We start from the raw sequence: 23,801 nt of genomic DNA, 5'->3' as shown, positions 1-23,801 counted from the left end.
TCCAGAGTGTTTGTTCCGATAAAACTATTTAATTAAATGGTCTTTATTGAAAAAAATGATGAACAGGGCCAGTCTGATCCAGACAGCATCCGCAGCGTCAGCGCCACAGAATTGGACAGGAAAACCCAGGTTGGCAGGTTTGATGCTTTTTCGGCCGGAACGATCGGCCGGTCCGCAGCCGGACCGGCATCTGAACCGCTGGGGGCGCTATTTCAGCAACGCAGAAAAAAGCAGGCGTAAATTTGCTGGCGATAACAGTCGGTGGTTTTAAACTCGCGGTAGCCACGGCCCGGTGCTATCGCCACTAACCAGTCATGTTGCTGCAACCTGATTTTCTCAGTGCAGGCGCCCTGCAGTGCTTTGGTCAGCAGCCCTGCAGGTAAATCCAGCTGGCTGAGCAGCGGCCAGAGCTGCTCTGCACTGGTCGATACGACTTTGCCTGTGGCATCAATAAAGCAGGCAGAAAAGCCATCGCGACTATTATGCTGCCCGTTTTTGGGGAGAACATCCGTTAACATTGCACTGAACTGGGGCGCGCTGTCGAACACCAACGCAATGCCACCTGCAGGTTTTTGTTCCTTTATGGGAAGTATTGCCGCCTGATACAGATAAGTGGCCTTGTCCTGATACAGCTCGCTGGGTTGAAAGGGGCTGACATGGTACAGCGCTGCCGAGTCCAGTTGCAGGCAGGCATCGGCACCGGCTGACGCTGGCAGCCGCTGCAGCAACGAGGGCACAGAGGCCGCCACTATGTTCTGCTGCTGATCAAACAGATAAATACCGGCATAAACACTGTACAGCTGATTGATATAGCGCAGCTCGTCAGTCAGTTCCTGCTGCAGCTCAGCGCGGATCACCGGCTGTTGCAGTGCCTGACGAAAGCGGGGGTTTTGTGCCCACCAGCGGCAGTCGTTGGCGCGTTCATACAGGTTGCGTTCCAGCATATCAGCAGCCTGCACGGCCATGGTCTGCAGTTCCTGCAGCTGGCTTTGCAGCACCGTCTGACTCAGTTCGCTGACCGAGCTGCTGAACACCTGATGCATATGACGGCCTATGCCGCGAATGGCATCCAGTACAGGCACAAACTCGGTGGCCGCTTTGCGGGCGGCTGCAATTACGCCATTGAGCACGATCAGATCCAGCTCGTCACTGACCCGCAGTGAGTCCTGGCGGATTTGCTGCAACTGTGGAAATAAAGCTCCAGGGTCCAACGCCAGCCCGGCACCTGCGGCCACTGTCTGGTTCAGCAGTTTTAATGGCGTCCAAAGCTGCAGTTGCCAGCCCGGCCCCAGATAGCCCTGGTAGCCCTGGCTTTGTGCAGGGCTGACCAGATAAGCTTCGCCCTGCAAAGATTGCAGGCAACGTTTCGGCAGTAAGCTGGCAGGGTTCTGCTGAGCTGCGCTTTGAAATAACAGCTGGGCTTTGGGCCCAACCAAGCGGAAAAACTGTCCCTGTTGCTCTGGCAACAGTTGCTGACTGATGGCCTGAAGTTCATTGCTGAATTTAAAGCTCAGGCACAAGACGCCAAGCACTGTGCCTGCATTGTCGGTTACGGCCTGCAGGTACAGCAGGGCACAGTCTTTCTCGCTAAATAAGGCGCTTGGACCACAGTATTCCTGAAACTGTCCGGGCTGCGCCAGCGCCTGAAGCACATAGGGTTCAGCACGGCCGGGGTCAGGCCTGTCACTTTGCAGCCTGCACAGCAGCAGGGCATCCGGGCTGAACAACAGCACATCGTCATAGACAGAATAAAAACGGCAGTACAGACTCAGATGATGCTGCAGCTGAGCGGTGTCGCTGCTGTCTTGTTGCTGCAGGTAGCGGATCAGGACGGCATCTTTGGCCAGAAAGCCAATATCGGCGGTACGCTCAAACAGATTGCGGGTGAGTAAATCCAGCGCCAGTTGCACGGAAGCCTGATCGGCCTGCAGCTGTTTACGTCCTTGCTCCAGCAGCAGTTGTTCAACCAGATCCTGCTGCAGTTCCTCAAAGCGCTGCCGGGTTTCATCCATGCTGTCCAGAATGGTGGATCCCACTTTCAGACAGTTAATTTTGCCAATCAGGCTGACTTTGCTCCACCAGCTGTTCAGTTGCTGCAACTGGCTTTCGTGCTGGCCGACATTCTGAAAACAAAGTTTGAATTCATTTTTATATTGGGTGATAAATTCTTGCATACACCAACTTCTGCAGCGGACCTGCCTGGTTAATCCGCCTGAGTTTATGCAAAGCTGTTGCCAGTTTTTTCAGTTTTAGTTTTTTTGGTACAGATCCAGATAAAAATCCAGGCTGATGGCCGGCCTTGTGGCGGCAAACTCGTGCTTCTGACCTGGTTTAAATTTCCAGCTTAGCGGTGTCATGTCCAACAAAGCCATTAATTCAGCTGCAGGAAGCGCCTGCAACTGATAACTGAGCTGCTGCCGGTGCCGGTGACTGAAGCCTGGGATCTGCACTATGTCTTCGCTGTGTAATCGCACCTGTGGATAGACTTGTTGTTTCAGCTCCACCAGGTGCTGGGGGGCGGCACTGACAGCAAGCAGCGCTGCACCGTTTTTGCTGACCCGGGCCAACTCCAGTGGCTCACAAGGCGCACACAGCTTCAGGACGGCATCAAAGCTTTGGTCGGCAAAGGGTAAATGCCAGGCGCTGGCCACAGAGTATTTCACTGCCGGATAGGCTTTGGCGGCATAGCGGACGGCCGTTTTAGCGATGTCGAGTCCATAGACGGTGGTGTCCGGCAAGGCCTGCTGCAGCCGGTTGCTGTAATAGCCTTCGCCACAACCCAAATCCAACAATGTGGCGGGTTGGGCGCTGGCCAGCAGCGCGTTCAGTGCATCGGACAGCGGCTGATAATGGCCTGCATTGAGGAATAAACGTCTGGACTGCATCATGTCGGCCGAGTCGCCCGGCACTTTGGAGTTCTTGTGTTGCACTGGCAGCAGATTGACATACCCCTCGCGGGCCCGGTCAAACTGATGGCGGTTGACGCAACCCAGGCCCGCCGGGTTGGGGGTCAGCACTTGTGCACAGACAGGGCAGCGGTACATCAGGCGGTCCGCCTTTGCAGCAGGTCCCATTTATTGCCATACAGATCCTGAAACACCACCACAGTGCCATAGGGCTCTTCCCGCGGTGGTTCCAGAAATTCGACACCGGCCTGCAGCATACGTTGATAATCTGAGTAAAAATCTTCTGTGTGCAAAAATAACCAGACCCGGCCCGCACCTTGCTGGCCAATCTGGGCCCGCTGCAGCTCAGTGCTGGCTCTGGCCAGCAAAATAGCACTCTCTCTGGCGCCGCGCGGGCGAACCACCACCCAGCGTTTATCGCCTTGTGGGCTGTCTTCCACCAATTCAAAACCAAGTTTGCCTTGATAGAAGGCGATGGCCTGATCGTAATCATCCACCAGCAGGCTGACTAAGCTTAAGTATTGGTTCATCCGAAGGCTCCGCCGTAAAAAGGGCTGTATGCTAACGCGTCGTTGTCGGTGACACCAGAGACTTTTGCGGCTGGTGCCGCTCGGGCGCTATAATCGGCGCCATAAACGCCTATTGACCGCTTTTGAAGGAAACTGCCGATGTCGACCTCTGAACTGGAACTCTGGACCCTGGATGAACTCTGTGATCATGCTTTTGTTATTTTTGAAGAGCTGGCCGGGGAGAATCTGAACGCGGCGGATTATCAGCTGTATCTGCAGCATGCAGACGCAGCTGCTTTTGTGGATTTGGTGAGTGCTACGGATGAATGGCAAGACTGGTTTGCCGTAGAACTTGAGCCACAATTGCATCTGGAAGCCCGTATTGGTCTGGCCGATGTTGCGGGGCAGGAAGAAATTCTGCTGGCCCGTATTCTGCTCAGCAAAGAAAAACATGAAACTTTGTGTCATGCACGCTGGCGCGGCCAGGAATAAAGGCTGCTGCAGGCTTCAAGGGTATTGATTTTTCCAAATTACTTGTTTGCCTGAAAGTAGAATAGGCCTACACTAAGAAAATCATGTGGTTATATGCTTTTCAATAGGTGGAGGCCCTGGTTGAGTCTGACCAAATTTGATTTCAGTAAGTTTTTTGATTTGCAGGTGCTGGTGATAGAGCCAGACCCTGCTGCCTTGCATTTAATGAAACAAATTTTGCAGGGTCTCGGCATGAAAAAGCTGGAGATGGCCCGCTCAGTGCACGATTTGCTGAGTCTGGATCATCCGGCACCTTATGACATTATTTTCCTGGCTGAGGAGGCGGAACCAGGCCAGACCGGGCAGGATTTAGTGGAGCGCATTCTCGATAAACAGCTGCTGAAATCGTCCAGCCGGCTGGTATTGCTGGCCAATCCCAACGAACGTTTGCGCCATGCACTGGATTACCCTTTTCATCAAATCAGTCTGCTGGAGCGGCCCTGCAATAAATTCCATATTGACGAGGAGCTGAAACAGCATGTAAAGCTGGCGCCTTTTCTGGAGCCTTGCCTGGCGCTGCTGCAAAAACGCCGTTATGTCGACGCCTTTAAGCTGATCACCGAGCTGCAGCAAAAGGCAGGTGCCGATACTCCAGTCCAACTGCTGCAGCTGAAAGTGGCGGTATTGTTGGAACTGGGTGTGTATGAGGCCGCCGCCGGTCTGATTAAAAATGCCTGTGCCCGGCAGCAAGGTTGGGCTTTGTGGGCGCAATTTCGCATTGATTATGAAAACGGCGAGCTCTCACATTGCCTGGATTTTCTGCAAAACCAGGCGGATGAACTGCAGCCGTATCAGGAAAAACGTGAGTTCTGGTCAGTCTTTCTGGCGCTGAACGACGATGATTATGCAGCAGCAGCGCACTGTGTCAGTCAGATCCCGGCCGCTGGCATGTCGCTGCAGATGATACAACTGGTTCAGCTGGTGCTGGTATTGTCAGGCCAGCATGAGCTGGCCATTGAATTTATTGAACGTAAACGTCGACTGGCCGGGAGCGGCTACAACTACTGTGCCCTGAGCCTGAGCTTATGCCGGGTCTTGCTGTATCTGAATCAATACAAAAATCAGCAGACAGAAGCGCTGCAACATCTGCTGAATCAGACCTTCAGGCAAGTGGTGGCCGATAAGGAGGTTCAGGCCTTTGCTGCCGAAGTGATCTGGTTACAGGCCAGCCTGATGCTGCTCAGTTCGGGAGGGACAGCGGCGGAAGAGTTTCTGGAGCGTCAGCGCAGCCATCTGGAAAGCATGCCCATGTCGCTGCCGGCTTTGTATCATGGCGCCTTGTTGATGAACCGTCTAGGTAAAGCACAAGCCGCTTTTGAGTTGCTGCTGCGGGCCAACCGTTTGTTAAATCAACTGCCTTACCATGCAGGCAGAATATATGCTGAAGGCTTGCAGCGGCAGAGTTTTCAGCTGCTGTACCCGCCAGAGCAACGGGCTCAGGCTTATTGCCGCATGGGTCAACGTTATCAGCAGGATGGTGAACTGAAGCTGGCCGCCCGAATGTTTTACAGCGCTTATCAGCTTGAACCGACAGAGCTGGAGCACCAGTTGCAGCTGGCCAATTTATTAAGCCAGCTGAAGCTGAACAAATTTAAATCCTTTCAGTTGCCCTGAGATGCCTTGGCTGGCTCAGTCCAGCCTTGCTCGAGCAAGAAGGCGAGGCGGACAGCAGCCTGCTGCAGCCGTTGTTCCAGTTCGGGCAGATGGGTGGTTGTGTAGTGTGCGTCCACCAGCATGCCAGGTTTGTACCCCTGATAAATCAGCTTGACCAGCAGCACCGACTCATTGGCCCAGTCCAGTACATTGACGGACTGCCACTGTTGCTGTTTCTGCAGCAACCTCTGATACAAGGCCTGTTGTTTATCTGCTGCACTGTACCCTGCCTGTTCCAGAATGACATAGTCCCAGACGCCATGCAGGTTGGACGGTTGACCATCCACATAAACCGCGGTTTTATTGCCGCCCAGATCGTCGGCATAACCTGCATGCAGAGGCTGATGTAAATCACCGACAAAGTGGCCGGTAAACAGCAGCGCTTCCAACTGAGCTCTGGACGGAGCAAAAGGCACCAATTTTTTGCTGTGCTGCTCTATCGCCGATAACACACAGCCTTTTGCCGGGCAGTGCGCCATGCTGACGCTGTTGTCACTGCGCTGGATATTGACGTAATGCCAGACCGCTGTGTGTTTGTATTCCGGTAAGGCCCGTACCTGATCCGGCCAGGAACAGGCGAGGCCAAAGTGTTTTTCCTCATGCAAGGCCAGTAACTGGTCCACTTTCTGTTGGGACTGCGGGCTGAGCAGTTTGTAAGCCATATCACAGACCATCTGGTGGCCGACAGGGCCAAAGGCCTGGGCCCTGGCGCAGATCAGGCCAGCAACGAGCAGCAGTAGCCAGCGCATCTTATTCCTCCACCTGTTGTTCAATCCGGATTTGCGAATCGTGCTGGGCCAGCAGCGGGTCCAGCTCCTGTAAAGCCTGCTGCATCTGCTGCTTCAGCGTATAAGGCGGGTTGATCACCAGCATGCCTGAGCCTGTCATGCCAAAGCCGCTGCTGTCTGGCATGGGGCTGTATTCAATACGCAGCTGGTTGCGGATCCCTGTGCTGGCAATAGCGGTCAGAAAGGCCTCGACCGCGCTGCGTTCAATTACCGGATACCAGATGGCGTACGTGGCCTGAGGAAAACGCTGATAGGCCTGTTGCAGACCTTTGACCAGATCCTGGTATTCGGTTTTCAGCTCATAAGGCGGGTCAATCAGCACCAGGCCACGTTTGGCCAGCGGAGGCAGCATCGCCTTAATGCCATGCCAGGCATCCATCTGTTCAATGCGACAGTGCCGGCGCTGCACAAACTGACTGGCCAGAACAGGGTGATCGGCCGGATGCAGTTCGGTGGCCTGAATGGTATCGCCGGGTCGGCACAGCAAGGCGGCAATTTTCGGTGAACCCGGGTAAAACTCTAACGCGCCGTCATTCAGGCTTTTTACCAGCGTTATATAGGCAGCCAGCTCAGGGCTGTGCGCCTGGTAGTCAAACAGGCGGCCTATGCCGGTCTGGTACTCAGCGGTTTTTTGTGCCTGAGCACTGTGCAGGCTGTACAGGCCCGCTCCGGCATGGGTGTCGTGGTAACAGAAAGGTTTATCCTTCAATTTCAGATAATTGAGAATGGCGACCTGCACCAGGTGTTTAATAACATCGGCATGATTGCCGGCATGATAGCTGTGGCGATAACTCAGCATAAAAAAACCAGAACAAAAACAAAACGCCAGCATACTGGCTGGCGCACGAAAGGCAAGCTTTGTGCGGCCTGCTACTGTGGTGCAAGGCGACAAACTGCTACACTATGCGCCATTTTTAGCACACTGGACCCATCATGACCGACCATCGTTCAGCTAAACGCCGTACAGGCCCCCGAACCGACAGCACCAGCCTGATGCACAAACCCTGGGCAGCTAAAGCAGGGCAGGATCTGGCGGGTAAAAAGCCGGTTTCCGCCAAAGTGCTGAAACAAAACCGCAGCGAAGAAGCGAAAATTTATGGGGAAAATGCCTGCCGGGTGGCGTTTGAGCAGCGGCCTGATGCCTTGGTGCGCTTGTATCTGAATGAACAGCTGGCACCTAAATTTGCCGATCTGATGAAGTTTCTGGCCCAGGCGAAAAAGGCCTATCACATTGTCTCAGATGCGGAACTGGAGAAAATCAGCGGCAGCCAGCACCATGGTGGCGTGGTGTTATTGCTCAAACGTAAGCCGGTTCGTTCTGTGGCGACTTACCTGCAGCAGGTGAAAAAACGCGATTGTCTGCTGGCACTGGATGGCGTGGGCAACCCGCATAATCTGGGGGCTATTGCCCGCACCTGTGCCCATTTTGGTATCAGCGGTATTCTGATGAAAGATGCTGACTTACTGGCCAATGGGGCCGCTGCCCGCACCGCAGAAGGCGGGGTAGAGTTTGTAGAAGGCTTACACTGTGACAGTCTGCCATTGGCGCTGAAGCTGTGCAAAGATGCGGGATACACTCTGGTCACCACCTCCAGTCATGGAGGCGAGTCGTTGTACAAAACGAAGTTACCGGCCAAAGTGGTGGTGGTCTTTGGTGAGGAAATGTTTGGGGTGTCACAGTCTGTCGCCAAAGCGGCAGATATTGCACTGCAAATTCCGGGCACTGGGCATGTGGAATCGCTGAATGTCAGTGTGGCCGCCAGCCTGATCCTGGGGGAGTGGTATCGTCAGCAGGGCTAAAGCAGCAACGCTGACCAGCAGGATTGCAGCGGGCTTGTGAGGACTGGCAAATAGGCGCCCAACGCCAGAATACTGCACAGGACCAAAAAGCTGATACCGGCCGATCGGAGTTCTGTTTTGCTGATATGCATCTGTCGTCCCTCTGTTTTAGCAACAGTGTGCGACAAATCGGATTGCAACGGGCCACTGAAGTGGCAAGCGGCAATGAGAAGGGATGAAAGGCAAGCCCGGTGAGTTCCGGGCTTTGTCTGTGTGGGGGCGACTCAATCCTTGTTCAGTTCAACCGCGCCCTGAATATCTGTTAAATCGAGTTCGCCGGAGCCATCCTCGTCCAGCACAAAGCTGCCAGCCTGATGCACCGAAATACTGCCTGAACCGTCTGATACCCGGACCTGACCACCGACCTGACGCACCCTAATTTCACCTGAACCGTCTTCAATACGGACAGCACCTGCCACCTGCTGCACCTGGATGGAGCCTGAGCCGTCGGTGATGGACAGGGAGCCGCTGAGATGGCTGATCTGCATCTCCCCCGAGCCGTCTTCGATCTCCACAGAAGCGCCACCGTCGAGCACAATAGCGCCGGAACCATCTTCAATGGTGATATCTGCGGCCATGCCATGGATACTGATATTGCCGGAACCATCCTCTATCTGCAGTGCCAGTGCCGCTGGCACAGTCACAACCAAATCAATGCGGGGCGAATCGCCTGTGCAGATCCCAACACATTTAGTGTCGGTCAGGGCTTTGAGTACGGTGCTGTCCCCCTGGCTTTGCAAACTGAGCTGAACCTGAGATTTGTCCTGGTAATAGAGTTTGGCGCTGACATCAATCTGAGTCTGGTCTTCTTTGCCGATAATCCGCAGATCGCCGGCCTGGCTTTCAACAGACAGTTTTTTAATGCCACTGCTGCTGACAAACAGTTGCTGGCTTTCATGCTGGGCAGACTCAGAGCTGGATGCATTGACATGCACAACACAGGCACTGAGCAGCAGCGGAAGGGTCACAGCGGGAAACAGGCTTTTCATAAGGTTCTCCTTTTTCTTTTAGTCTGCAACAGAGCTCTGTCCGAGAGCAAAGAATAAAGTCGTTTTTATTCATATGCTTATATTTTGTTACCTTTTTCCCGCTCTGGATGATCGAATTTAACAGCCAAAGAGGATATAACGGAAAAAACCAAGGAGGACGCCATGTTTAAGCAATTGTTAGCCAGTGTGGGTATTGGTGCAGCCAAAGTCGATACCGTCTTGTTAACTGATCAACTGCTGCCGGGCCAGCAGTTTCAGGCTGAAATTAGTATCCGCGGGGGGGAAGTGGAACAGCAGATCCAGGGGCTGGAGCTGGCACTGATGACGCGGATGAAAGTGGAATCCGGTGACAATCATTATTACAGCACTCTGGCTCTGGCCCGCTGGCATCTGGCTGACCGTTTCAGCATTGGCCCCGGCCAGGAAAAACGCCTGCAGTTTAAAGGCCAGCTGCATCCGGAAACGCCGATCACTGAATTGCCGGTGCGCAATAACCATACCGCTGTCTGGCTGGCGACCGGTTTATCGGTCGATCATGCGCTGGACCCGTCTGACAAAGACCGGCTTTTTATTAAAGCCCCAGAGCTGGTGAGCCGGATGATCCAGGCGATGGACGAGCTGGGACTGAAACTGGTGAAAGCGGACGTGGAAAAAGGCTACGTCAATGCCCGCACCTTCCGCTCCAGCACCGGCTGCTATCAGGAACTGGAGTTCAGACCCAAAGGTTTTGGTTTATTCAGCATTAATGAAGTGGAACTGTCTTTTGTTTGCGAAGCCGGGCAAACCCATGTGCTGGTTGAACTGGACAGAGCCTTCCGGCGTGACGGCTTCCAGGCTCTGACCTTCCCCAACACCAGTTCTGTCGCCGAGCTTAAACAGCGTCTGCAGGCCTTGTTATAGCCTGACGGTAACGCTGCAACAATAATTTGACCCTGGCAATGTAACGCTGGGTTTCAGCGTAAGGGGGAATGCCTTTGTAGTGTTCCACTGCGCCGGGACCCGCGTTATAAGCAGCCAGTGCTCGTTCCAGCTCACCATCAAATCGCTGCAGTTGTTGTTTCAGGTAGGCTGAACCGGCCTGAATGTTCTCTGCGGTATCCAGGCTGTTGTTCACTCCAAGGGTTTTGGCGGTCAGCGGCATCAGTTGCATCAAGCCCAGAGCGCCAGCTTTAGAGCGCGCTGTGGCGTTAAAAGCGGATTCTGCGTGGATCACCGCCCGGATCAAGGCCTGCTCAAGCTGTTGTTGCCGGGCGGCCTGGCGGATCGGGTTTGCATATTCTGTCAGAAAAAGTGGGGTGTCAGCCCAATTGACTGCCGGGGTCAGGCCACAGGCAGCGTAGTCGTAATTTCGCACACGAAAAGGCGTTGTTTTAGGCGCGGTATCGGCAAACACCGGTGTCCCCCGGGGATCTGTGTACTGATACACAGGCACAGAACCTGCTGTTGCCGCGGTCAGCTTCAGAAAGAAAATCAAGAACACAGCGCAGCGAATGCCTTGAACTGTCACAATTTGCCCCCATGCTGCTGTGAGTGTTTCATCAGTCTAGTCCAGAAGTACATGCTGACGGCGCTGGTCCTGCTGATTGAGTTTTGTTCAATCATTTTTATTGATTAGATTTATGGATTTAATTCGTTGTATGAAATCACCGGACCGGACTACACTGTGCAACATCTGATGTGTGTTCAATTTCACTAACCAACATGGAGTATGACAATGTCTTCTATTATCAACACCAAAATTAAGCCGTTTAAAGCCACTGCATTTCATCAGGGCAAATTCGTACCAGTGACGGATCAGGATCTGGCTGGCAAATGGTCTGTTGTGGTGTTCTACCCGGCTGACTTCACCTTTGTATGCCCAACTGAGCTGGGCGACCTGGCTGATTTCTATGCCAAGTTCCAGGAAATTGGCGTTGAAGTGTACTCAGTGTCTACTGACACTCACTTCACGCACAAAGCCTGGCACGATGCGTCTGAGACGATCAAGAAGATCAACTACCCAATGATCGGTGACCCAACTGGCACTATCACCCGTAACTTTGGTGTGATGATCGAAGAAGAAGGTCTGGCTCTGCGCGGTACTTTCGTGATCAACCCGGAAGGCGAAATCAAAGTGGCGGAAATCCACGACCTGGGTATCGGCCGCAGCGCTGCAGAACTGTTCCGTAAAGTTCAGGCTGCTCAATACGTGGCCAACCACGACGGCGAAGTATGTCCAGCTAAATGGACTCCGGGTGAAGCGACTTTAGCGCCATCTCTGGACCTGGTTGGTAAGATCTAAGTCTGAAAAGACCAGGGGGCTGACCTCCAGCCCCTTGTTAAAAAAGCTGGCGCAGGCCGCCAGCTTATTTCCGAATTATTTATGTTTTGCCCGTGGGACTTATCCCGCATGGCGAAGCTTTGCCGAAAAGGCAGTAGCAACAGACCAGTAGTGGCAGCAAAAGGAGTCGAATATGTTAGATGCAAGCTTAAAATCTCAGTTACAGACGTATTTGCAATACCTGAAAAGCCCGGTGGAGCTGGTTGTTGCATTGGATAACAGTGATAAAGCCGGTGAAATTAAAGCGCTGGCCGCAGATATTGCTGGCTTAAGCCCGCTGGTATCCGTCAAAGAAGAAACTGACCTCACAGTGCGCACGCCATCCATGGCTGTGCGTGGCACGGCGAAAAACAGCCTGATCCGTTTTGCCGGTGTACCTCTGGGCCACGAATTTACTTCGCTGGTGCTGGCCTTATTGCATTCTGGTGGTCACACCATCAAAGAAGAGCAGGCGGTGCTGGAGCAAATTGCCAGCCTGACCGATGAACTGAATTTCGAAGTCTTTGTGTCCTTAAGCTGCCAGACCTGTCCTGAAGTAGTGCAGGCGCTGAACGTCATGGCGGCTGTGAACCCGAAGATTAAAACCACCATGATCGATGGGGCCGTATTCCAGGACGAAGTGAGCAAACGCAACATTATGGCGGTGCCGACTGTGTTCCTGAATGGTCAGCAGTTTTCACAAGGTGCGATTAGCCTGACCAACATTCTGAACAAAGTAGACAGCAATGCGGCAGCCCGTCAGGCCGAAGCACTGAAAACCAAAGCGCCTTACGACATGCTGATTGTCGGTGGTGGCCCGGCTGGTGCTTCTGCGGCCATTTATTCGGCCCGTAAAGGCCTGCGCACTGGTGTGGTGGCGGAACGTTTTGGTGGACAGGTGGCCGATACCGTCGGTATCGAAAACTTTATTTCGGTGAAAGAAACCGAAGGGCCAAAACTGGTGGCGAACTTAGAAGCCCATGTCCGTCAGTATGACGTGGACGTGATGAACAGCCAGAAAGCGGTGAAGCTGAGACAGGGCACTGAGCACCTGGAGCTGGAGCTGGCCAACGGGGCCGTATTAAAAGCCAAGAGCCTGGTGTTATCGACCGGTGCCCGCTGGCGCGAAATGAACGTGCCAGGTGAAAAAGAGTACCGCGGCAAAGGGGTGGCCTATTGCCCGCACTGTGACGGCCCTTTGTTTAAAGGCAAAAAAGTGGCCGTTATTGGTGGGGGTAACTCAGGTATTGAAGCGGCGCTGGACCTGTCATTGATTGTTGAGCATGTGACTGTGCTGGAGTTTGACAGCAGCCTGCGCGCTGACGCTGTGCTGGTGAAAAAAGCCGAATCCACGCCCAACATCACCATTATCAAACAGGCTCAAACCACTGAAGTGCTGGGGGATGGCAACAAAGTGGTCGGCCTGCAGTACACAGACCGTGCGACTGGCGAGAGCAAAACAATCGAGCTGGCTGGTATCTTTGTGCAGATTGGCCTGGTGCCAAATACGGAGTGGTTGCGTGGGGCTGTGGAACTGACCAACAGAGGCGAGATTATCGTTGACGGTTATGGCAAAACATCACTGAACGGCGTGTATGCGGCAGGCGATGCGACCAACACCCCATTTAAGCAAATCATCATTGCGATGGGATCGGGGGCCACTGCTGCTTTAGGGGCCTTTGACCACCTGCTGCGCAGTTAATCCACTGAAACTACTAAAAAGGGCTGGTTTGATACCAGCCCTTTTTGTTTATGCGGGTTTCGACCTTGGCGTTGCCGCTGCTTTGCTGATGGCGTAGCCCAAGGCGAAATAAATCATCAGGGTGTGAAACACCACTACGCTAAAAAAACTCAGCACCGCATCACCTAAGGCAATCGCTTGCATTGAACCGACGCTGATAAATACCAGGGCGGCCTGCACCAGCGCGTCCAGCATGGCGAGGCCATAGGTGAGCCGCGGACGGTCTGACAGCTGTAAAGGAGGATGCTGGCCCTGGTACCAGCGAACCAGCCAGAGGCAAAGCAGTGGTGGCGCCAGCACATCGGCAACAAAACCCAACCGGACAGGCTGCACTGCATGCAGCAACGCCACACCGAGTAACACCACAATACTCAGCGCCAGGTAACGGGGTAAAAAGAACATCAACATCAGCACACTCCTGCAAACCCAGATACCTTCAGCATAATGCAGAGTCTGTGGGCTGGCGTTACGACTTAAGTCGTAACATTCTGCTCTGCCTGCATCACTTTGTTGCGGCCCTGGTGCTTGGCCTGGTACAGCGCCTGATCGGCCAGCTGCAGCCAATGCGACCAGTCGCGGGCCTGACTGGTGCAGGCGATACCTATGGACGTGGTGATGGTTTTGTCATCCGGCAAGGTCAGTTGCTGCCAGATGCCATGACGGACTTTTTCCGCCAGTTGGTGCAAATCGGCTAATTCAATGCCTTGCACCAGAATGACAAACTCTTCACCGCCATACCGGTAAATCTGGTCCTGCTGACGCACCATCTGGCGCAGCAGAGGCACCAGTTGCATCAGGATCTGGTCACCTGTCTGGTGGCCATACTGATCATTAATGCTTTTAAAGTGGTCCAGATCAAGCAGCATCAACCCTGAATCCCTGCCTGTGGTGCGGTAGTGCTGCACTGCCGCTGTCAACTCATCGGAAAGGTGATGTCTGTTGCAAGCGCCGGTCAGGGGGTCTATCGTCGCCAGTTTCCGCAGCTCATTGCGCTGCAAATGGGTACGGTAGGCAAAAATATAGGCAAAGATGCAGGTGATTAAGGTGGTTGCGATAAAGACGACAAACTGAAAAGAGCTGGCAAATATATGGCTTTGGTCTGACAGGTACAGCAACGCAATAGCGCTCAGCATCGACAGCAATAACCAAAGGGCTTTGAGCGGCGCCACCAGGAAAAACAGAAACATCATTAATGGGTAAATCCAATACAGCGCATCTGACCCCAGTTTATAAACGACAGTGACAGCGCCAATACAAAAAGCCACGGCCATCATCAGGCCTGGCCGTTCAGTATCACCGGTGCGCCAAGCCCATTGCACCGAAAGCGAGCAGGTGCCAATCAGCAACAGATCCACAGTGGCAACCAGATAATCCCCGCTGGCCAGACGGTAGAGCACAAAAGGTACCAAGGTGAAACTGGCCAGTACACCAACCAGTGTCACCATCATCAGGTAAAAATCCTGTTTTAAACGCTCAATCAAGCGACAACCTCTTATCCGTGGGTTTTTGCTTTGGCTAATCTGACAAACTTTTTCATCAGGCACAAGCACTGCCTTGTTTTAATTGCGGATCTTGCCTGTCAATTCCGCCAACGCCTGCAGTTGTTGCCGGATCAGACCCTGGATACGTTCATCCACCAATTCACCCTGCTCATTAAAGCTATGACCAAAGGAATTGCAGAATACTTCAGGCTTATTCACCAGATGCAAATCGAGAAAGACACAAACCTGACGCAGATGGTACTGAGCCCTGGACGTGCCCATACCGCCACCTGAGCCCAGAATGGCGGCGGTTTTTCCGGCCAACACGCCATTGTTCGGTTCGCGGGACAACCAGTCGAGCGCATTTTTCAGCGCTGGTGCAATAGAGTAGTTGTATTCCGGGCAGGCCAGCAGCAGTGCATCAGACGCGGCTGCCTGTGCCACCAGTCTGGTCACGCTGGCTGGTTTTTCTGCCAAATCTGCATTGTAAAATGGCAGCTCCGACAAGTCCGCCAGTTCAATCTCAACTCCGGCCGGGGCCTGCTGCATCGCATACTGCAACAGTGCTTTATTAGTGGATTTTTGCCGTAAACTGCCACAAATCGCCAGAATTCTTAAGTTTGCCATGCTTCACTCCTGTGGTGGTTAAAGCACCAGCTTAGGCTGTAAGGTGCAGTCAGATCCAGCCTTTTCCCTACATCGTCACAGCTAAGTATCTGTTGATGCGCCTGAATAGCAGTCAGTTCAGTCATATTCGTTTCATCATTCTCACGAATAATGAATAGAAAAACGACCTGATTGTCTACGATTCAGAATTTATAAACAGATTGATGATATTTATTGAATTATAGTAGTGTTAAGTTATGTAAGCTTTTATTTTGTTTTGTATGTGTTTAATTAGTTATGTTTTTATTATGGGTTAATTAAATTTGTTTATGTGGTTTTATCTTTATTTTTTGTTGTTTCATCGATGGTGTTGTTTCTTTGTGTTTCCTCTGGGCGTACTGTTTTTTTTGTAGATTGTTTCTACAAACAAGAAAATAATAATATCCAGGGGATCATTATGAGATATGCAAAAAAGAGTTTGCTGGCGTTATCTATTGCCTCTTTTATAGGTATGCCTGCGGTAGCTCTTGCGGAAGATATTGTTGGTACTATTAATGCTGCCAACTCTACAACCTATAAAGTCAGTGTAAAAAATACAGCGACGGGATTGAGCCGTGAGGTAACACCGGCCAGTAATGGTGCCTTCCGTATTTCTTCGTTGCCTACGGGAGAATACGAACTGACTATCGCTAAAGACGGTAAAATTGTGACCACGGACAAGGTCCGGGTATCCTTAGGCAGTAACACACAGGCCAGTTATGACCTGGCAAGCTCAGGCTCAGAAGGTCTGGAAGTCATTCAGGTGACTGGTAGTCGTATCAATCCTATCGATTTGACTACCAGTGACTCTGGTTTGGTGATGGGTGAAATTGAGCTTGATCGTATGCCTGTACCACGCAACCTGACGTCAGTCGCCTTGCTGGCACCGGGCACTGTAGCAGGTGACACCCGCTTCGGTAATGTGGCTTCATTTGGTGGTGCATCAGTCGCTGAAAATACATGCTATATCAATGGCCTGGAAGTTACTGATACCAGTCAGGGTTTGGGTTGTGGTTCGGTGCCATTTGAGTTCTATAAAGAGTTTCAGGTGAAAACCGGTGGTTACTCCGCTGAGTTTGGCCGTACAACAGGTGGTTTAATTAACAGCACTACCAAAAGTGGTACCAATGAGTGGGAGTTCGCTGTTACCGGGCTGTGGACACCAGCAAGCCTGGCAGAATCTGGTCGCATTTCTAAAGGCAATGGCGGTGTAGGCAGCGCTTTCCGTAATACCACCCAAGATGAATACAGCGCCAAAGAAGTAACAATTTCAGCCGGCGGTCCGCTGATTGAAGATAAGCTGTTTATTTATGCACTGGTGAACCCCCGTGATATCCAGGATGATTTTGCATCGCGCTCAGGCTCTACTCAATATGCGGCAGATAATCAGTTTATTCGCCGGGATTCCAGTGGTGGGGACAACCTGTTTTGGGGCACCAAAATTGACTGGTTGATCACGGATCAGCACACCCTGAGCTTATTTGCTTACTCTAACCGCAGTGATACAAACTCCGAAACTTACAGCTTTAACGCAAACACCAGTGAAATTGGCAGCTTATTGGGCAGCACTGTGTTGAAGCGCGGTGGTGATGTGAAGAGCCTGAGTTATACCGGTAACTTTACCGATGAGCTGACTGTGACGGCCATGTATGGTGAGATTGAAACCCAATACACCAACGTGCCTGGTAACTTGGATTGCCCGACGGTGACCGATGCTCGTCCTATCCCTGACAGCCAGAAGATAACCAGCTGTGGCCCTGGTGGTAGTTACGGAGACAATGTTGATAATAATGAGCAGCTTCGTCTGAATGTTGAATATGTATTGGGCGACCATTTATTGCGTGCTGGTTATGATACTCAAACCCGTGACACCAATCATACTTCATTCCCAATTACGGGTCATAACTGGACTTACCGTACTTTAGCAACAGGCGGAAGTATTCAGGGTAATGATGGTGCTTTGTATGTGAATAATACTGGTGCTGCACTGGATTATGTTGCGGATCGTATCTTTGCCGGTGGTGGTGGTTTTACGACTGAACTGGATGCCTGGTACCTGGAAGATGAATGGCAGGCGACAGATAACCTGCGTCTGAGTCTTGGTGTGCGTAAAGACAAATTTGAAAATGCTGGTGTCACAGGTTTAGTGTTCTCATCTTTTAGTACAGATATTGCACCACGTTTGGGATTCAGCTATGACCCAACGGGTGAAGGTACATCGAAGATCTTTGGTACTTATGGCCGTTATTACCTGCCGGTACCAAACAATACCAACTACCGTGCGGCGTCAGGTGTGAGTGATACAACAACTTACTACCTGTTTACTGGTTCTGATGCAACTGGTGCAGCCACAGGTCTGACACCCATTGCCGGTGCCAACTCCACCGTAGTGAACTCGGTACCAAATCCGGCTGTTCAGGCCACTTTCCAGGCTGAAGAAGCGGATCCTTTTGCCAAAGATGAATATATTCTGGGTTATGAAACTCAGCTGACTGACGAGATCACCGGTTCTGTACGCGGTATCTACCGTGAGGTTGTGTCTGCGCTGGATGACTACTGTGGTCCGCTGGCTTCTCAGGCCACCTGCACCCTGTTAAACCCAGGTGAAGATTCTACCTGGCAGCTGGACAATGATGCCGATGGTGTGATTGACCCTGACAGCCGCCAAACCTATACCGCTGCGGAGATTGGTCTGCCAGAAGCGAAAAACGAATACACTGCGTTGCAAACTCAGCTGGCCTATGCCGGTGAAAGAACCCGCTTCACGCTGGTTTACACCTGGAGCCGCAGTGTAGGTAACTTTGAAGGTGCAGTGAAATCAGATATAGGTCAGGCTGATCCCGGTATTACGCAGGATTTTGACTTCCCGGCTCTGATGGATGGTGCTGACGGTTACCAGGCCAATGACAGACGCCATGTGTTTAAACTTTATGGTAGCTATGACCTGTTGGAAGACCTGACCGTTGGTTTCAACAGCACTCTGGCCAGTGGCCGTCCTATGAGTGCCTTTGGTCGCGGTTATCCTGATGATGATCCAATGGTGTACGGCAGCTATGGCGACACGTTCTACCTGTATGATCCAGTCAGTGATACCTACAGCTTTGTACCTCGTGGTTCAATAGGTCGCACTCCGTGGTCCTTTAAACTGGACCTGTCCGCCAACTACATGTTTGAGTTGGGCGGCGTGGATATGCGAGCCACACTGAATATCTTCAACGTGTTGGATTCGCAGGAAATTGAATCTATCAATGAACACTATGAAACCACACCTGGTGTGAAGAACCAATACTATGGTGCCGCTTATACCTGGCAAGAGCCACGTTCAATCCAGTTGGGTTTAGAGGCTCGTTTCTAATTGGTTAACTGAGTAAACATGTTTGCAGCAAGGAGCGCTGCATGTCAAAAGGCCTGCTAAATGCAGGCTTTTTTTTACATGAAAAGCAGGTTATTCACTACGGCACTCACAGTGCCTGGCATAACAATCGGCCAGACTGCTGAAAAACAACCCTGAAAGGTCAACACGCTCTAAACAATGCAGGGTTTAAAAAGGGGATCAATGCCAGGATCAGCGCCTGATGATAAACCGAACTGCGGCTGAGTTTATCCTTGGTTAACAGGGCTATGGCGCCGCCTTGTTGTTTCACATTCTGCTGGGCAAACATCGCATCCATCACATCGCCCAGTTCCTGGCCCTGTTGCAGTGCGGTCAGCGCTTGGGGTGGCAGCATCAGGCTGGCCGAGCGGGCTTTGCCATACTGGCCCTGGTGCTCCACCAGCATCCAGGCAAAGGTCATGTCGCCGTCCAGTCCGGCTTCAATCGCTACTTTGTAATCGGCATCAGCGTGCTGCAATGCCTGCACCCGGTTCAGCGCACCCTGCAGGGTTTCGTCGCTGGTCATGGGCTGGGCGGCCACACCGCTTTGGGTGGCGACACCAGAAACGGATAAGCCGACACTGCCAAACATTTCCGAAAAAGCCGATTCCACAGCGCGGATTTTGGCCGGGTTGGCCGAGGCAACCAGAACTTTCATCGCAGTAGTCCTTGAACTGAAAAACAGCGCAACAGTATAAAGCCCTTAAGTTCAGACACCTAGCGCTATGGTCTCAAAATTCTGGCCACTCAAAGGGCAACTGGTGCTGTTCTAAGGCCTGCAACAGGGGGTCTATCGCTGGTTGGTACCTGGCCCAGCGGCCGATGGCTTTGGTGTGAATGGCTTCCCGCACCTGCACTTTGGACGCAGTGGCGACAGGGCTGGTATTGCGCTCAGAAATAAAACATCCAGGTTCTGCACTCAGGCCACAAAACTGCAACAAAGCATGGGTTTGTTGGTCGGGTTGGCGCACCAGCTGTTCGTAGGACTGAAAACGAATTTGTGGCAGTTGCTGTTGTTGCCAGAACTCTGTCCAGCGGTAAAACCCGGCGTAAAAGGCGGCGGTGTCTTTTAAATCAAACACATAGCTGTAATAGGGGTTGTGCAGTGAAAACAGTGCGCGGTAGTTGCCCAGGCAGGTGTCGGCCGGATTGCGTAGCATCCAGATAATCTTTGCCTGTGGGAAGGCGCGGCGCAGTAAATCGACGTAAAAGAAATTAAATGGCAGCTTGTCGATAAAATGCGGTTTGCTGCCCGTCAGCACCCGGCTGCGCTGCAAATAACGCCCGGCAATAGCGGCTGGGTCCAACTGATAAGCCGCAGCAAGAGTCGCCGGGTCTAATACGGTCTGGCCCGGGCTTTGCGTCAGCTCTTTCACTGCAGTGGCAAAATCCTGCAATTCACCGGCCGATTGCACCTGGCTGTGGCTGCTTAAAATCCGCTCCACCAATGTGGTGCCGGAGCGGGGCATGCCGATAATAAAAACAGGTTCTTGACTGCTGCTGCCGCCAGCAGGGGAGCTTGCCTGTTCTGCCAGCTGTGTCAGCGCCGGAAACAGCTGCAGCAGGTCGCTGGCGGCTGTCGGCGTGGTCTGCTTTTTTACCTGTTTGGCGTGCTCCAGGGTGAGCAGTGCATCGGCAAAGGCGCCTTCGGCTTCCTGATAACGAGCCAATGCATGGCTGGCGATCAGTCGTTGATCCGGATCGGTCTGCTGGCTTAGCAACTGCCGTAACCGGGGAATTGCCGTTGATGCCTGAGCTGTGGTCTGAAGTTCACTTAAGGCGTACCAGGCCGAGCTATGCTTTGAGTTGTAGTGAATGGCCTGCTGCAAGGCCTGGCTAGCCGCGGCAAAGTCGCCGCAGAATTTCAGCGCCACCCCATAATTGTACTGGTAGGCATCCTGTTGTGGGGCCAGGGCCACAGCCCGGGCAAAATAACCAAGGGCGGCCTGATGATCGCCCAGCCGGGTCAGCGCCACTCCCAGCGTATCGGCCCAGCCAGCCTGCGAAAGCCCAGCGGGCTGCAAAGGTTTGATCAACAGCTGCACATCGGCCATCTGTGCCAGCAAACTGCAGACCTGGATCAGCAGCACGCGAAACTCCGGTTCATTGCGCAGTTTCAGCGCCTGCACCAGCAGCGCTTTGGCTTTGTGCAACTGCTGGTGCTGCAGCTGGATCTGCGCCATCAGGAAATAACTGTCGGCAACAGCGGGTTGCTGCCGGACCAGGGTGGCGAGCAGCTGATAGGCCGCTTGCCCCTGTTGTTGCTGTATCAGCTGCCTGGCCTGCAGTAAGGCATCTTGGGTTGGATCTGACATAAAGTTCCGCTTAAAAAACAAAGCGCCCGCAGGCGCTTTGATCCTCTGTAACCTGGTATACCGCCTTGCCGCTTAAAGTTCAAACTGATAGTTAAACTTCAGGCCCAAAGTACGGGGTGTCAGAATGTAATGACCGTAGTTGCGCTGCAGCGCCGGGTCATTGCTGTTCATCTCGTCAAAACGCGCCAGGCCAATATCACCGCGATCACGGCGGGTGGCCGTATAAGCGTATTTATCAAACAGGTTGTCAATATAGAAAGTGACAGACCAGGCCTCTTCAGCCAGTTTGGCCGAAAAGTTATTCACCGCATAACCTGGCAAGGCTTCACCATCTGCACGCAGGCCGACTTTGGTGTACACATCACTTTGGTAAGTAACGCCGTAGCTGAAGTCCAGCTGACTGTCGTCAAAGACTTCAGTCTGATAATTCAGGCCAAAGGACAGGCTGTGCTCTGGGGAGCCCGGCAGGCGATCACCAGCTTTGCCATCGTAATAATCCTGCAGCTCTGTGCCCTGGTCATCCACCACGGCAAACAGGAAAGGTGCATCTGAGGTCAGTTCTGCCTGGGTATAGGCGTAGGTCAGGTAGCTGCTGAGCTCACCGGTCAGTACGGCACGGCCGGAGAATTCCACGCCCTGAGCTTTGGCGGTGGCTGCGTTTGTGGTAATAGGCTGCTGGCCATTGATGGTGGCCCCTGTCACCTGCGCATCATCCCAGTCCACCCGGAATAAAGCGGCATTTAAATGCAGCTTGTTCTTCAGCCAGCTGGATTTCAACCCCAGCTCATAGTTGGTGGTGGTGTCAGCGGCATAGAGGCGCTCGCTGGGTAAAGCGCAAACAATCTGGCGGTCGTCCGGCAGCGGGTCCGGGCAAGGGGCCACACCATTGGAGCCACCGATACGGAAACCTTCGCTGATGGTCAGGTAGACCATCAGGTCTTCGGTCAGTTTGTAGTTGCTGTTAAATTTCAGCAGGTTGCCATTGTCTTTGGCACTGGTACCTTCAAAGTCCAGAATGATTTGGTCTGACGGTGCGCCATCAAAAACTGAGTTATACAGAGGTAAATCAATGGCTGAGGCGGAATTGACACTGTAACGGTAGAAGCGGGTGCCCAAAGTGACCTGCCAGGCGTCAGTGAACTGGTAACTCAGCTCACCAAACAGCGCTTTTTCAATCACTTTGGTCTGGTCGACAGAAATATACTCCAGCGCGTCCGGTCGCGGGTTGCCGCCGGTTTCCCATTCGGTCAGGGCGTACTGGTCAAACCCAGGGGTAAATTCTTTACTCAGGCCGTCAAACTCGTTGTTGCTGTAGTAAGCGCCAACAATCCAGCTGAAGGCGTCGTCGCCGCTGGACACCAGGCGCAGCTCCTGAGTAAAGGTTTCATCCTTTTCATCTTCAAAGGTGAAGGCAGAAAAAGCCGGGAATTCTTCGTAGCCGTAATCCAACCGGATCAGCAGATCGCTCTGGTCACGCTGGCCTTGCTCTTTGGAGGTCGCCAAACCAGTCGCAGACACCAGTTCAGCGAAATCCAGGTCCACTTTCATTTCCAGGCTCAGCAGGGAGTCGTCCAGATCGTTTGGCTCTTCATAGCGGTAAGCGGACTCGTACTGGCCAATCTGTGGTGCCAGCGGGTTATCAGCGCCCAGGCTCTGGTAATGGCTGATCGAACGGCCTTCGGCCTGTTGGCTCTGGTAGTAGTAGTTCAACGTGGAGTCGAACACTTCATTTGGTGACCAGCGCAGTGCAATGCGACCGGTCAGAATTTTTTCGCCGTTGGCGTCCGCTTTGCGGCGCAGATTGGCGTCAACCTGTTCGGCATTGCTCCAATCCGGGTCGGCCAGGCTGACCCCAGGCTGACGCACCAGATAGTTGTAATCAATAAAGCCCGGGTCATTGACGTAATTCAGTGAGGTACGCAGCGCCAAAGTGTCACCGGACAGAGGCAGGTTCAGGATAAAACCGCCTTCAGCGCCCTGGCTGTCACTTTCGGCATTTTGTGAGATATCGCCAAACACCGAACCACTGGTGACGCCAAATTCAGGTTCATTTGCGATATAACGGATAGCGCCCCCTAAAGTACCAGCGCCGTACAAGGTGCCCTGAGGGCCAATCAGCACTTCCACCCGTTCAATATCGACCAGGCGTAAGTCCATCTGCACTGGCATTTCACCCAGGTAAGTGGCGACAGTGCCGCCATCCGAATCCGGACCAGAGGAGTTGGTGTTCAGGCCACGCACAATCAGCGGCGTGCCGTCACGGCCGCCTAAATCAGGAATAGTCAGGCCCGGCACCCAGCGGGCTACATCAGCCAGTTCAGAGATGTTTTGTTGTGCCATCACGTCATTGTCCAGCGCCGTGATATTCAGCGGCGCATCCTGCACAGTGCCAGCACGGCGGGTGGCGGTGATACTGATTTTTTCAATCTGCGCCTCTTCGGCGCTGCTCTGTTGTTGTGCCTGAACTGCAGGTACTGTGCTCAGCGCGGTACAGACCGCGACTGTTAACAAATGGGGTTGGAAACGCATCAGAGGAGCCTCGGTTAATCCTGAAAAGTTGTGATTTCATCGGATAAGAACACAAGCCGGGACTTAGCTCAAGGCTGCATTAGCATAAGTGAATATAATTCAACCAAACTTTGGCTTTTTTCTGCAATCTATTCCGTTTATTTTGATTTTTTATGCAAAAAAACCGGGAGCCCTGACGGGTTTCCCGGGTTTTTATTCAAGTT

20 protein-coding genes are annotated in these 23,801 nt (G+C 52.7%); 7 read left to right on the top strand and 13 right to left on the bottom strand.

Going from position 1 to position 23,801, the window contains the following annotated elements:
* Positions 1 to 212 precede the first annotated feature (212 nt).
* From WKJ03_RS03645 to WKJ03_RS03635, 3 genes are all read right to left on the bottom strand, one after another.
* Positions 213 to 2,174 carry a cache domain-containing protein gene (locus WKJ03_RS03645; protein WP_337840794.1) on the bottom strand — a complete coding sequence of 654 codons (1,962 nt, stop codon included), beginning with the start codon at positions 2,172 to 2,174 and terminating at the stop codon, positions 213 to 215.
* 75 nt (positions 2,175 to 2,249) lie between these two features.
* Positions 2,250 to 3,044, bottom strand: a complete 795-nt coding sequence (gene rlmA, locus WKJ03_RS03640) for a 23S rRNA (guanine(745)-N(1))-methyltransferase (RefSeq protein WP_337840793.1) — start codon at positions 3,042 to 3,044, stop codon at positions 2,250 to 2,252.
* A complete protein-coding gene (locus WKJ03_RS03635; protein ID WP_337840792.1) occupies positions 3,044 to 3,436 on the bottom strand; it encodes a VOC family protein in 393 nt (130 codons plus the stop codon). The genes rlmA and WKJ03_RS03635 overlap by 1 nt, the downstream gene beginning before the upstream one ends.
* Positions 3,437 to 3,574: 138 nt before the next feature.
* On the opposite strand from WKJ03_RS03635, the gene WKJ03_RS03630 reads away from it, so the two are divergent.
* Positions 3,575 to 3,907 (top strand): DUF440 family protein, encoded by a 333-nt coding sequence (locus WKJ03_RS03630; RefSeq protein ID WP_337840791.1) that lies wholly within the window; start codon positions 3,575 to 3,577, stop codon positions 3,905 to 3,907.
* Between the two features lie 120 nt (positions 3,908 to 4,027).
* Entirely contained in the window at positions 4,028 to 5,560 is a 1,533-nt protein-coding gene (locus tag WKJ03_RS03625) for a hypothetical protein (protein ID WP_337840790.1), read from the top strand.
* On the opposite strand, the gene WKJ03_RS03620 is transcribed toward WKJ03_RS03625, so the two are convergent.
* Both WKJ03_RS03620 and rlmJ read right to left on the bottom strand, forming a co-directional pair.
* Positions 5,548 to 6,348 carry a S1/P1 nuclease gene (locus WKJ03_RS03620; protein ID WP_337840789.1) on the bottom strand — a complete coding sequence of 267 codons (801 nt, stop codon included), beginning with the start codon at positions 6,346 to 6,348 and terminating at the stop codon, positions 5,548 to 5,550. The two genes, WKJ03_RS03625 and WKJ03_RS03620, sit on opposite strands and share 13 nt — an antisense overlap.
* Before the next feature lies 1 nt (position 6,349).
* Positions 6,350 to 7,186, bottom strand: coding sequence for a 23S rRNA (adenine(2030)-N(6))-methyltransferase RlmJ (rlmJ, locus tag WKJ03_RS03615; protein ID WP_337840788.1), 837 nt, complete (start codon positions 7,184 to 7,186; stop codon positions 6,350 to 6,352).
* Positions 7,187 to 7,320: 134 nt separating this feature from the next.
* Here rlmJ and WKJ03_RS03610 point away from each other — a divergent pair, with 134 nt between their 5' ends.
* Positions 7,321 to 8,187 (top strand): tRNA/rRNA methyltransferase, encoded by an 867-nt coding sequence (locus tag WKJ03_RS03610; protein ID WP_337840787.1) that lies wholly within the window; start codon positions 7,321 to 7,323, stop codon positions 8,185 to 8,187.
* 263 nt (positions 8,188 to 8,450) lie between these two features.
* Here the strand turns inward: WKJ03_RS03610 and WKJ03_RS03605 are convergent, their stop codons facing one another.
* Positions 8,451 to 9,215, bottom strand: a complete 765-nt coding sequence (locus WKJ03_RS03605; RefSeq protein ID WP_337840786.1) for a hypothetical protein — start codon at positions 9,213 to 9,215, stop codon at positions 8,451 to 8,453.
* Between the two features lie 162 nt (positions 9,216 to 9,377).
* Here WKJ03_RS03605 and WKJ03_RS03600 point away from each other — a divergent pair, with 162 nt between their 5' ends.
* Positions 9,378 to 10,115 (top strand): sporulation protein, encoded by a 738-nt coding sequence (locus WKJ03_RS03600; protein WP_337840785.1) that lies wholly within the window; start codon positions 9,378 to 9,380, stop codon positions 10,113 to 10,115.
* Here WKJ03_RS03600 and WKJ03_RS03595 read toward each other — a convergent pair.
* Complete coding sequence (locus WKJ03_RS03595; RefSeq protein ID WP_337840784.1) at positions 10,087 to 10,722, bottom strand: lytic transglycosylase domain-containing protein; 636 nt, start codon at positions 10,720 to 10,722, stop codon at positions 10,087 to 10,089. The two genes, WKJ03_RS03600 and WKJ03_RS03595, sit on opposite strands and share 29 nt — an antisense overlap.
* Before the next feature lie 207 nt (positions 10,723 to 10,929).
* Between WKJ03_RS03595 and ahpC the strand changes: the two genes are divergently transcribed.
* Both ahpC and ahpF read left to right on the top strand, forming a co-directional pair.
* Positions 10,930 to 11,496, top strand: a complete 567-nt coding sequence (ahpC, locus tag WKJ03_RS03590) for an alkyl hydroperoxide reductase subunit C (protein ID WP_337840783.1) — start codon at positions 10,930 to 10,932, stop codon at positions 11,494 to 11,496.
* A 172-nt stretch (positions 11,497 to 11,668) separates the two neighbouring features.
* Positions 11,669 to 13,216 carry an alkyl hydroperoxide reductase subunit F gene (gene ahpF, locus WKJ03_RS03585; RefSeq protein WP_337840782.1) on the top strand — a complete coding sequence of 516 codons (1,548 nt, stop codon included), beginning with the start codon at positions 11,669 to 11,671 and terminating at the stop codon, positions 13,214 to 13,216.
* 48 nt (positions 13,217 to 13,264) lie between these two features.
* Here the strand turns inward: ahpF and WKJ03_RS03580 are convergent, their stop codons facing one another.
* The 3 genes from WKJ03_RS03580 to WKJ03_RS03570 all read right to left on the bottom strand — a co-directional run bounded on the left by WKJ03_RS03580 (position 13,265) and on the right by WKJ03_RS03570 (position 15,363).
* Positions 13,265 to 13,663 carry a hypothetical protein gene (locus tag WKJ03_RS03580; protein ID WP_337840781.1) on the bottom strand — a complete coding sequence of 133 codons (399 nt, stop codon included), beginning with the start codon at positions 13,661 to 13,663 and terminating at the stop codon, positions 13,265 to 13,267.
* 65 nt (positions 13,664 to 13,728) lie between these two features.
* On the bottom strand, positions 13,729 to 14,736 hold the full coding sequence (locus WKJ03_RS03575) for a GGDEF domain-containing protein (RefSeq protein ID WP_337840780.1): 1,008 nt from the start codon (positions 14,734 to 14,736) through the stop codon (positions 13,729 to 13,731).
* 78 nt (positions 14,737 to 14,814) lie between these two features.
* Positions 14,815 to 15,363, bottom strand: a complete 549-nt coding sequence (locus tag WKJ03_RS03570) for an NAD(P)H-dependent oxidoreductase (protein WP_337840779.1) — start codon at positions 15,361 to 15,363, stop codon at positions 14,815 to 14,817.
* 436 nt (positions 15,364 to 15,799) lie between these two features.
* Here WKJ03_RS03570 and WKJ03_RS03565 point away from each other — a divergent pair, with 436 nt between their 5' ends.
* Positions 15,800 to 18,736: a TonB-dependent receptor gene (locus tag WKJ03_RS03565; RefSeq protein WP_337840778.1), complete on the top strand. Its 2,937-nt coding sequence runs from the start codon at positions 15,800 to 15,802 to the stop codon at positions 18,734 to 18,736.
* Between the two features lie 160 nt (positions 18,737 to 18,896).
* Here WKJ03_RS03565 and yjjX read toward each other — a convergent pair whose 3' ends face one another.
* From yjjX to WKJ03_RS03550, 3 genes are all read right to left on the bottom strand, one after another.
* Positions 18,897 to 19,412: an inosine/xanthosine triphosphatase gene (gene yjjX, locus WKJ03_RS03560; RefSeq protein ID WP_337840777.1), complete on the bottom strand. Its 516-nt coding sequence runs from the start codon at positions 19,410 to 19,412 to the stop codon at positions 18,897 to 18,899.
* 73 nt (positions 19,413 to 19,485) lie between these two features.
* Complete coding sequence (locus WKJ03_RS03555) at positions 19,486 to 21,069, bottom strand: sulfotransferase (protein ID WP_337840776.1); 1,584 nt, start codon at positions 21,067 to 21,069, stop codon at positions 19,486 to 19,488.
* A gap of 72 nt (positions 21,070 to 21,141) precedes the next feature.
* A complete protein-coding gene (locus WKJ03_RS03550; protein ID WP_337840775.1) occupies positions 21,142 to 23,598 on the bottom strand; it encodes a TonB-dependent receptor in 2,457 nt (818 codons plus the stop codon).
* Positions 23,599 to 23,801: the final 203 nt, after the last annotated feature.

This window comes from Rheinheimera sp., assembly GCF_037442525.1.
In the GTDB taxonomy this organism is placed as follows: Bacteria; Pseudomonadota; Gammaproteobacteria; order Enterobacterales; family Alteromonadaceae; genus Pararheinheimera.
The sequence above is the reverse complement of the archived record's forward strand: the minus strand, read 5'-3'. Positions and strand labels throughout refer to the sequence as shown.

Excerpts from the sequence above, each read along its gene's own strand:
- WKJ03_RS03610 (WP_337840787.1), top strand. The coding sequence starts at position 7,321 with ATGACCGACCATCGTTCAGCTAAACGCCGTACAGGCCCCCGAACCGAC.
- rlmA (WP_337840793.1), bottom strand. The coding sequence starts at position 3,044 with ATGTACCGCTGCCCTGTCTGTGCACAAGTGCTGACCCCCAACCCGGCG.
- WKJ03_RS03580 (WP_337840781.1), bottom strand. The coding sequence starts at position 13,663 with ATGTTGATGTTCTTTTTACCCCGTTACCTGGCGCTGAGTATTGTGGTG.
- WKJ03_RS03555 (WP_337840776.1), bottom strand. The coding sequence starts at position 21,069 with ATGTCAGATCCAACCCAAGATGCCTTACTGCAGGCCAGGCAGCTGATA.
- yjjX (WP_337840777.1), bottom strand. The coding sequence starts at position 19,412 with ATGAAAGTTCTGGTTGCCTCGGCCAACCCGGCCAAAATCCGCGCTGTG.
- WKJ03_RS03565 (WP_337840778.1), top strand. The coding sequence starts at position 15,800 with ATGAGATATGCAAAAAAGAGTTTGCTGGCGTTATCTATTGCCTCTTTT.
- rlmJ (WP_337840788.1), bottom strand. The coding sequence starts at position 7,186 with ATGCTGAGTTATCGCCACAGCTATCATGCCGGCAATCATGCCGATGTT.
- WKJ03_RS03635 (WP_337840792.1), bottom strand. The coding sequence starts at position 3,436 with ATGAACCAATACTTAAGCTTAGTCAGCCTGCTGGTGGATGATTACGAT.
- WKJ03_RS03630 (WP_337840791.1), top strand. The coding sequence starts at position 3,575 with ATGTCGACCTCTGAACTGGAACTCTGGACCCTGGATGAACTCTGTGAT.
- WKJ03_RS03550 (WP_337840775.1), bottom strand. The coding sequence starts at position 23,598 with ATGCGTTTCCAACCCCATTTGTTAACAGTCGCGGTCTGTACCGCGCTG.
- ahpC (WP_337840783.1), top strand. The coding sequence starts at position 10,930 with ATGTCTTCTATTATCAACACCAAAATTAAGCCGTTTAAAGCCACTGCA.
- WKJ03_RS03600 (WP_337840785.1), top strand. The coding sequence starts at position 9,378 with ATGTTTAAGCAATTGTTAGCCAGTGTGGGTATTGGTGCAGCCAAAGTC.
- WKJ03_RS03645 (WP_337840794.1), bottom strand. The coding sequence starts at position 2,174 with ATGCAAGAATTTATCACCCAATATAAAAATGAATTCAAACTTTGTTTT.
- WKJ03_RS03620 (WP_337840789.1), bottom strand. The coding sequence starts at position 6,348 with ATGCGCTGGCTACTGCTGCTCGTTGCTGGCCTGATCTGCGCCAGGGCC.
- ahpF (WP_337840782.1), top strand. The coding sequence starts at position 11,669 with ATGTTAGATGCAAGCTTAAAATCTCAGTTACAGACGTATTTGCAATAC.
- WKJ03_RS03570 (WP_337840779.1), bottom strand. The coding sequence starts at position 15,363 with ATGGCAAACTTAAGAATTCTGGCGATTTGTGGCAGTTTACGGCAAAAA.
- WKJ03_RS03605 (WP_337840786.1), bottom strand. The coding sequence starts at position 9,215 with ATGAAAAGCCTGTTTCCCGCTGTGACCCTTCCGCTGCTGCTCAGTGCC.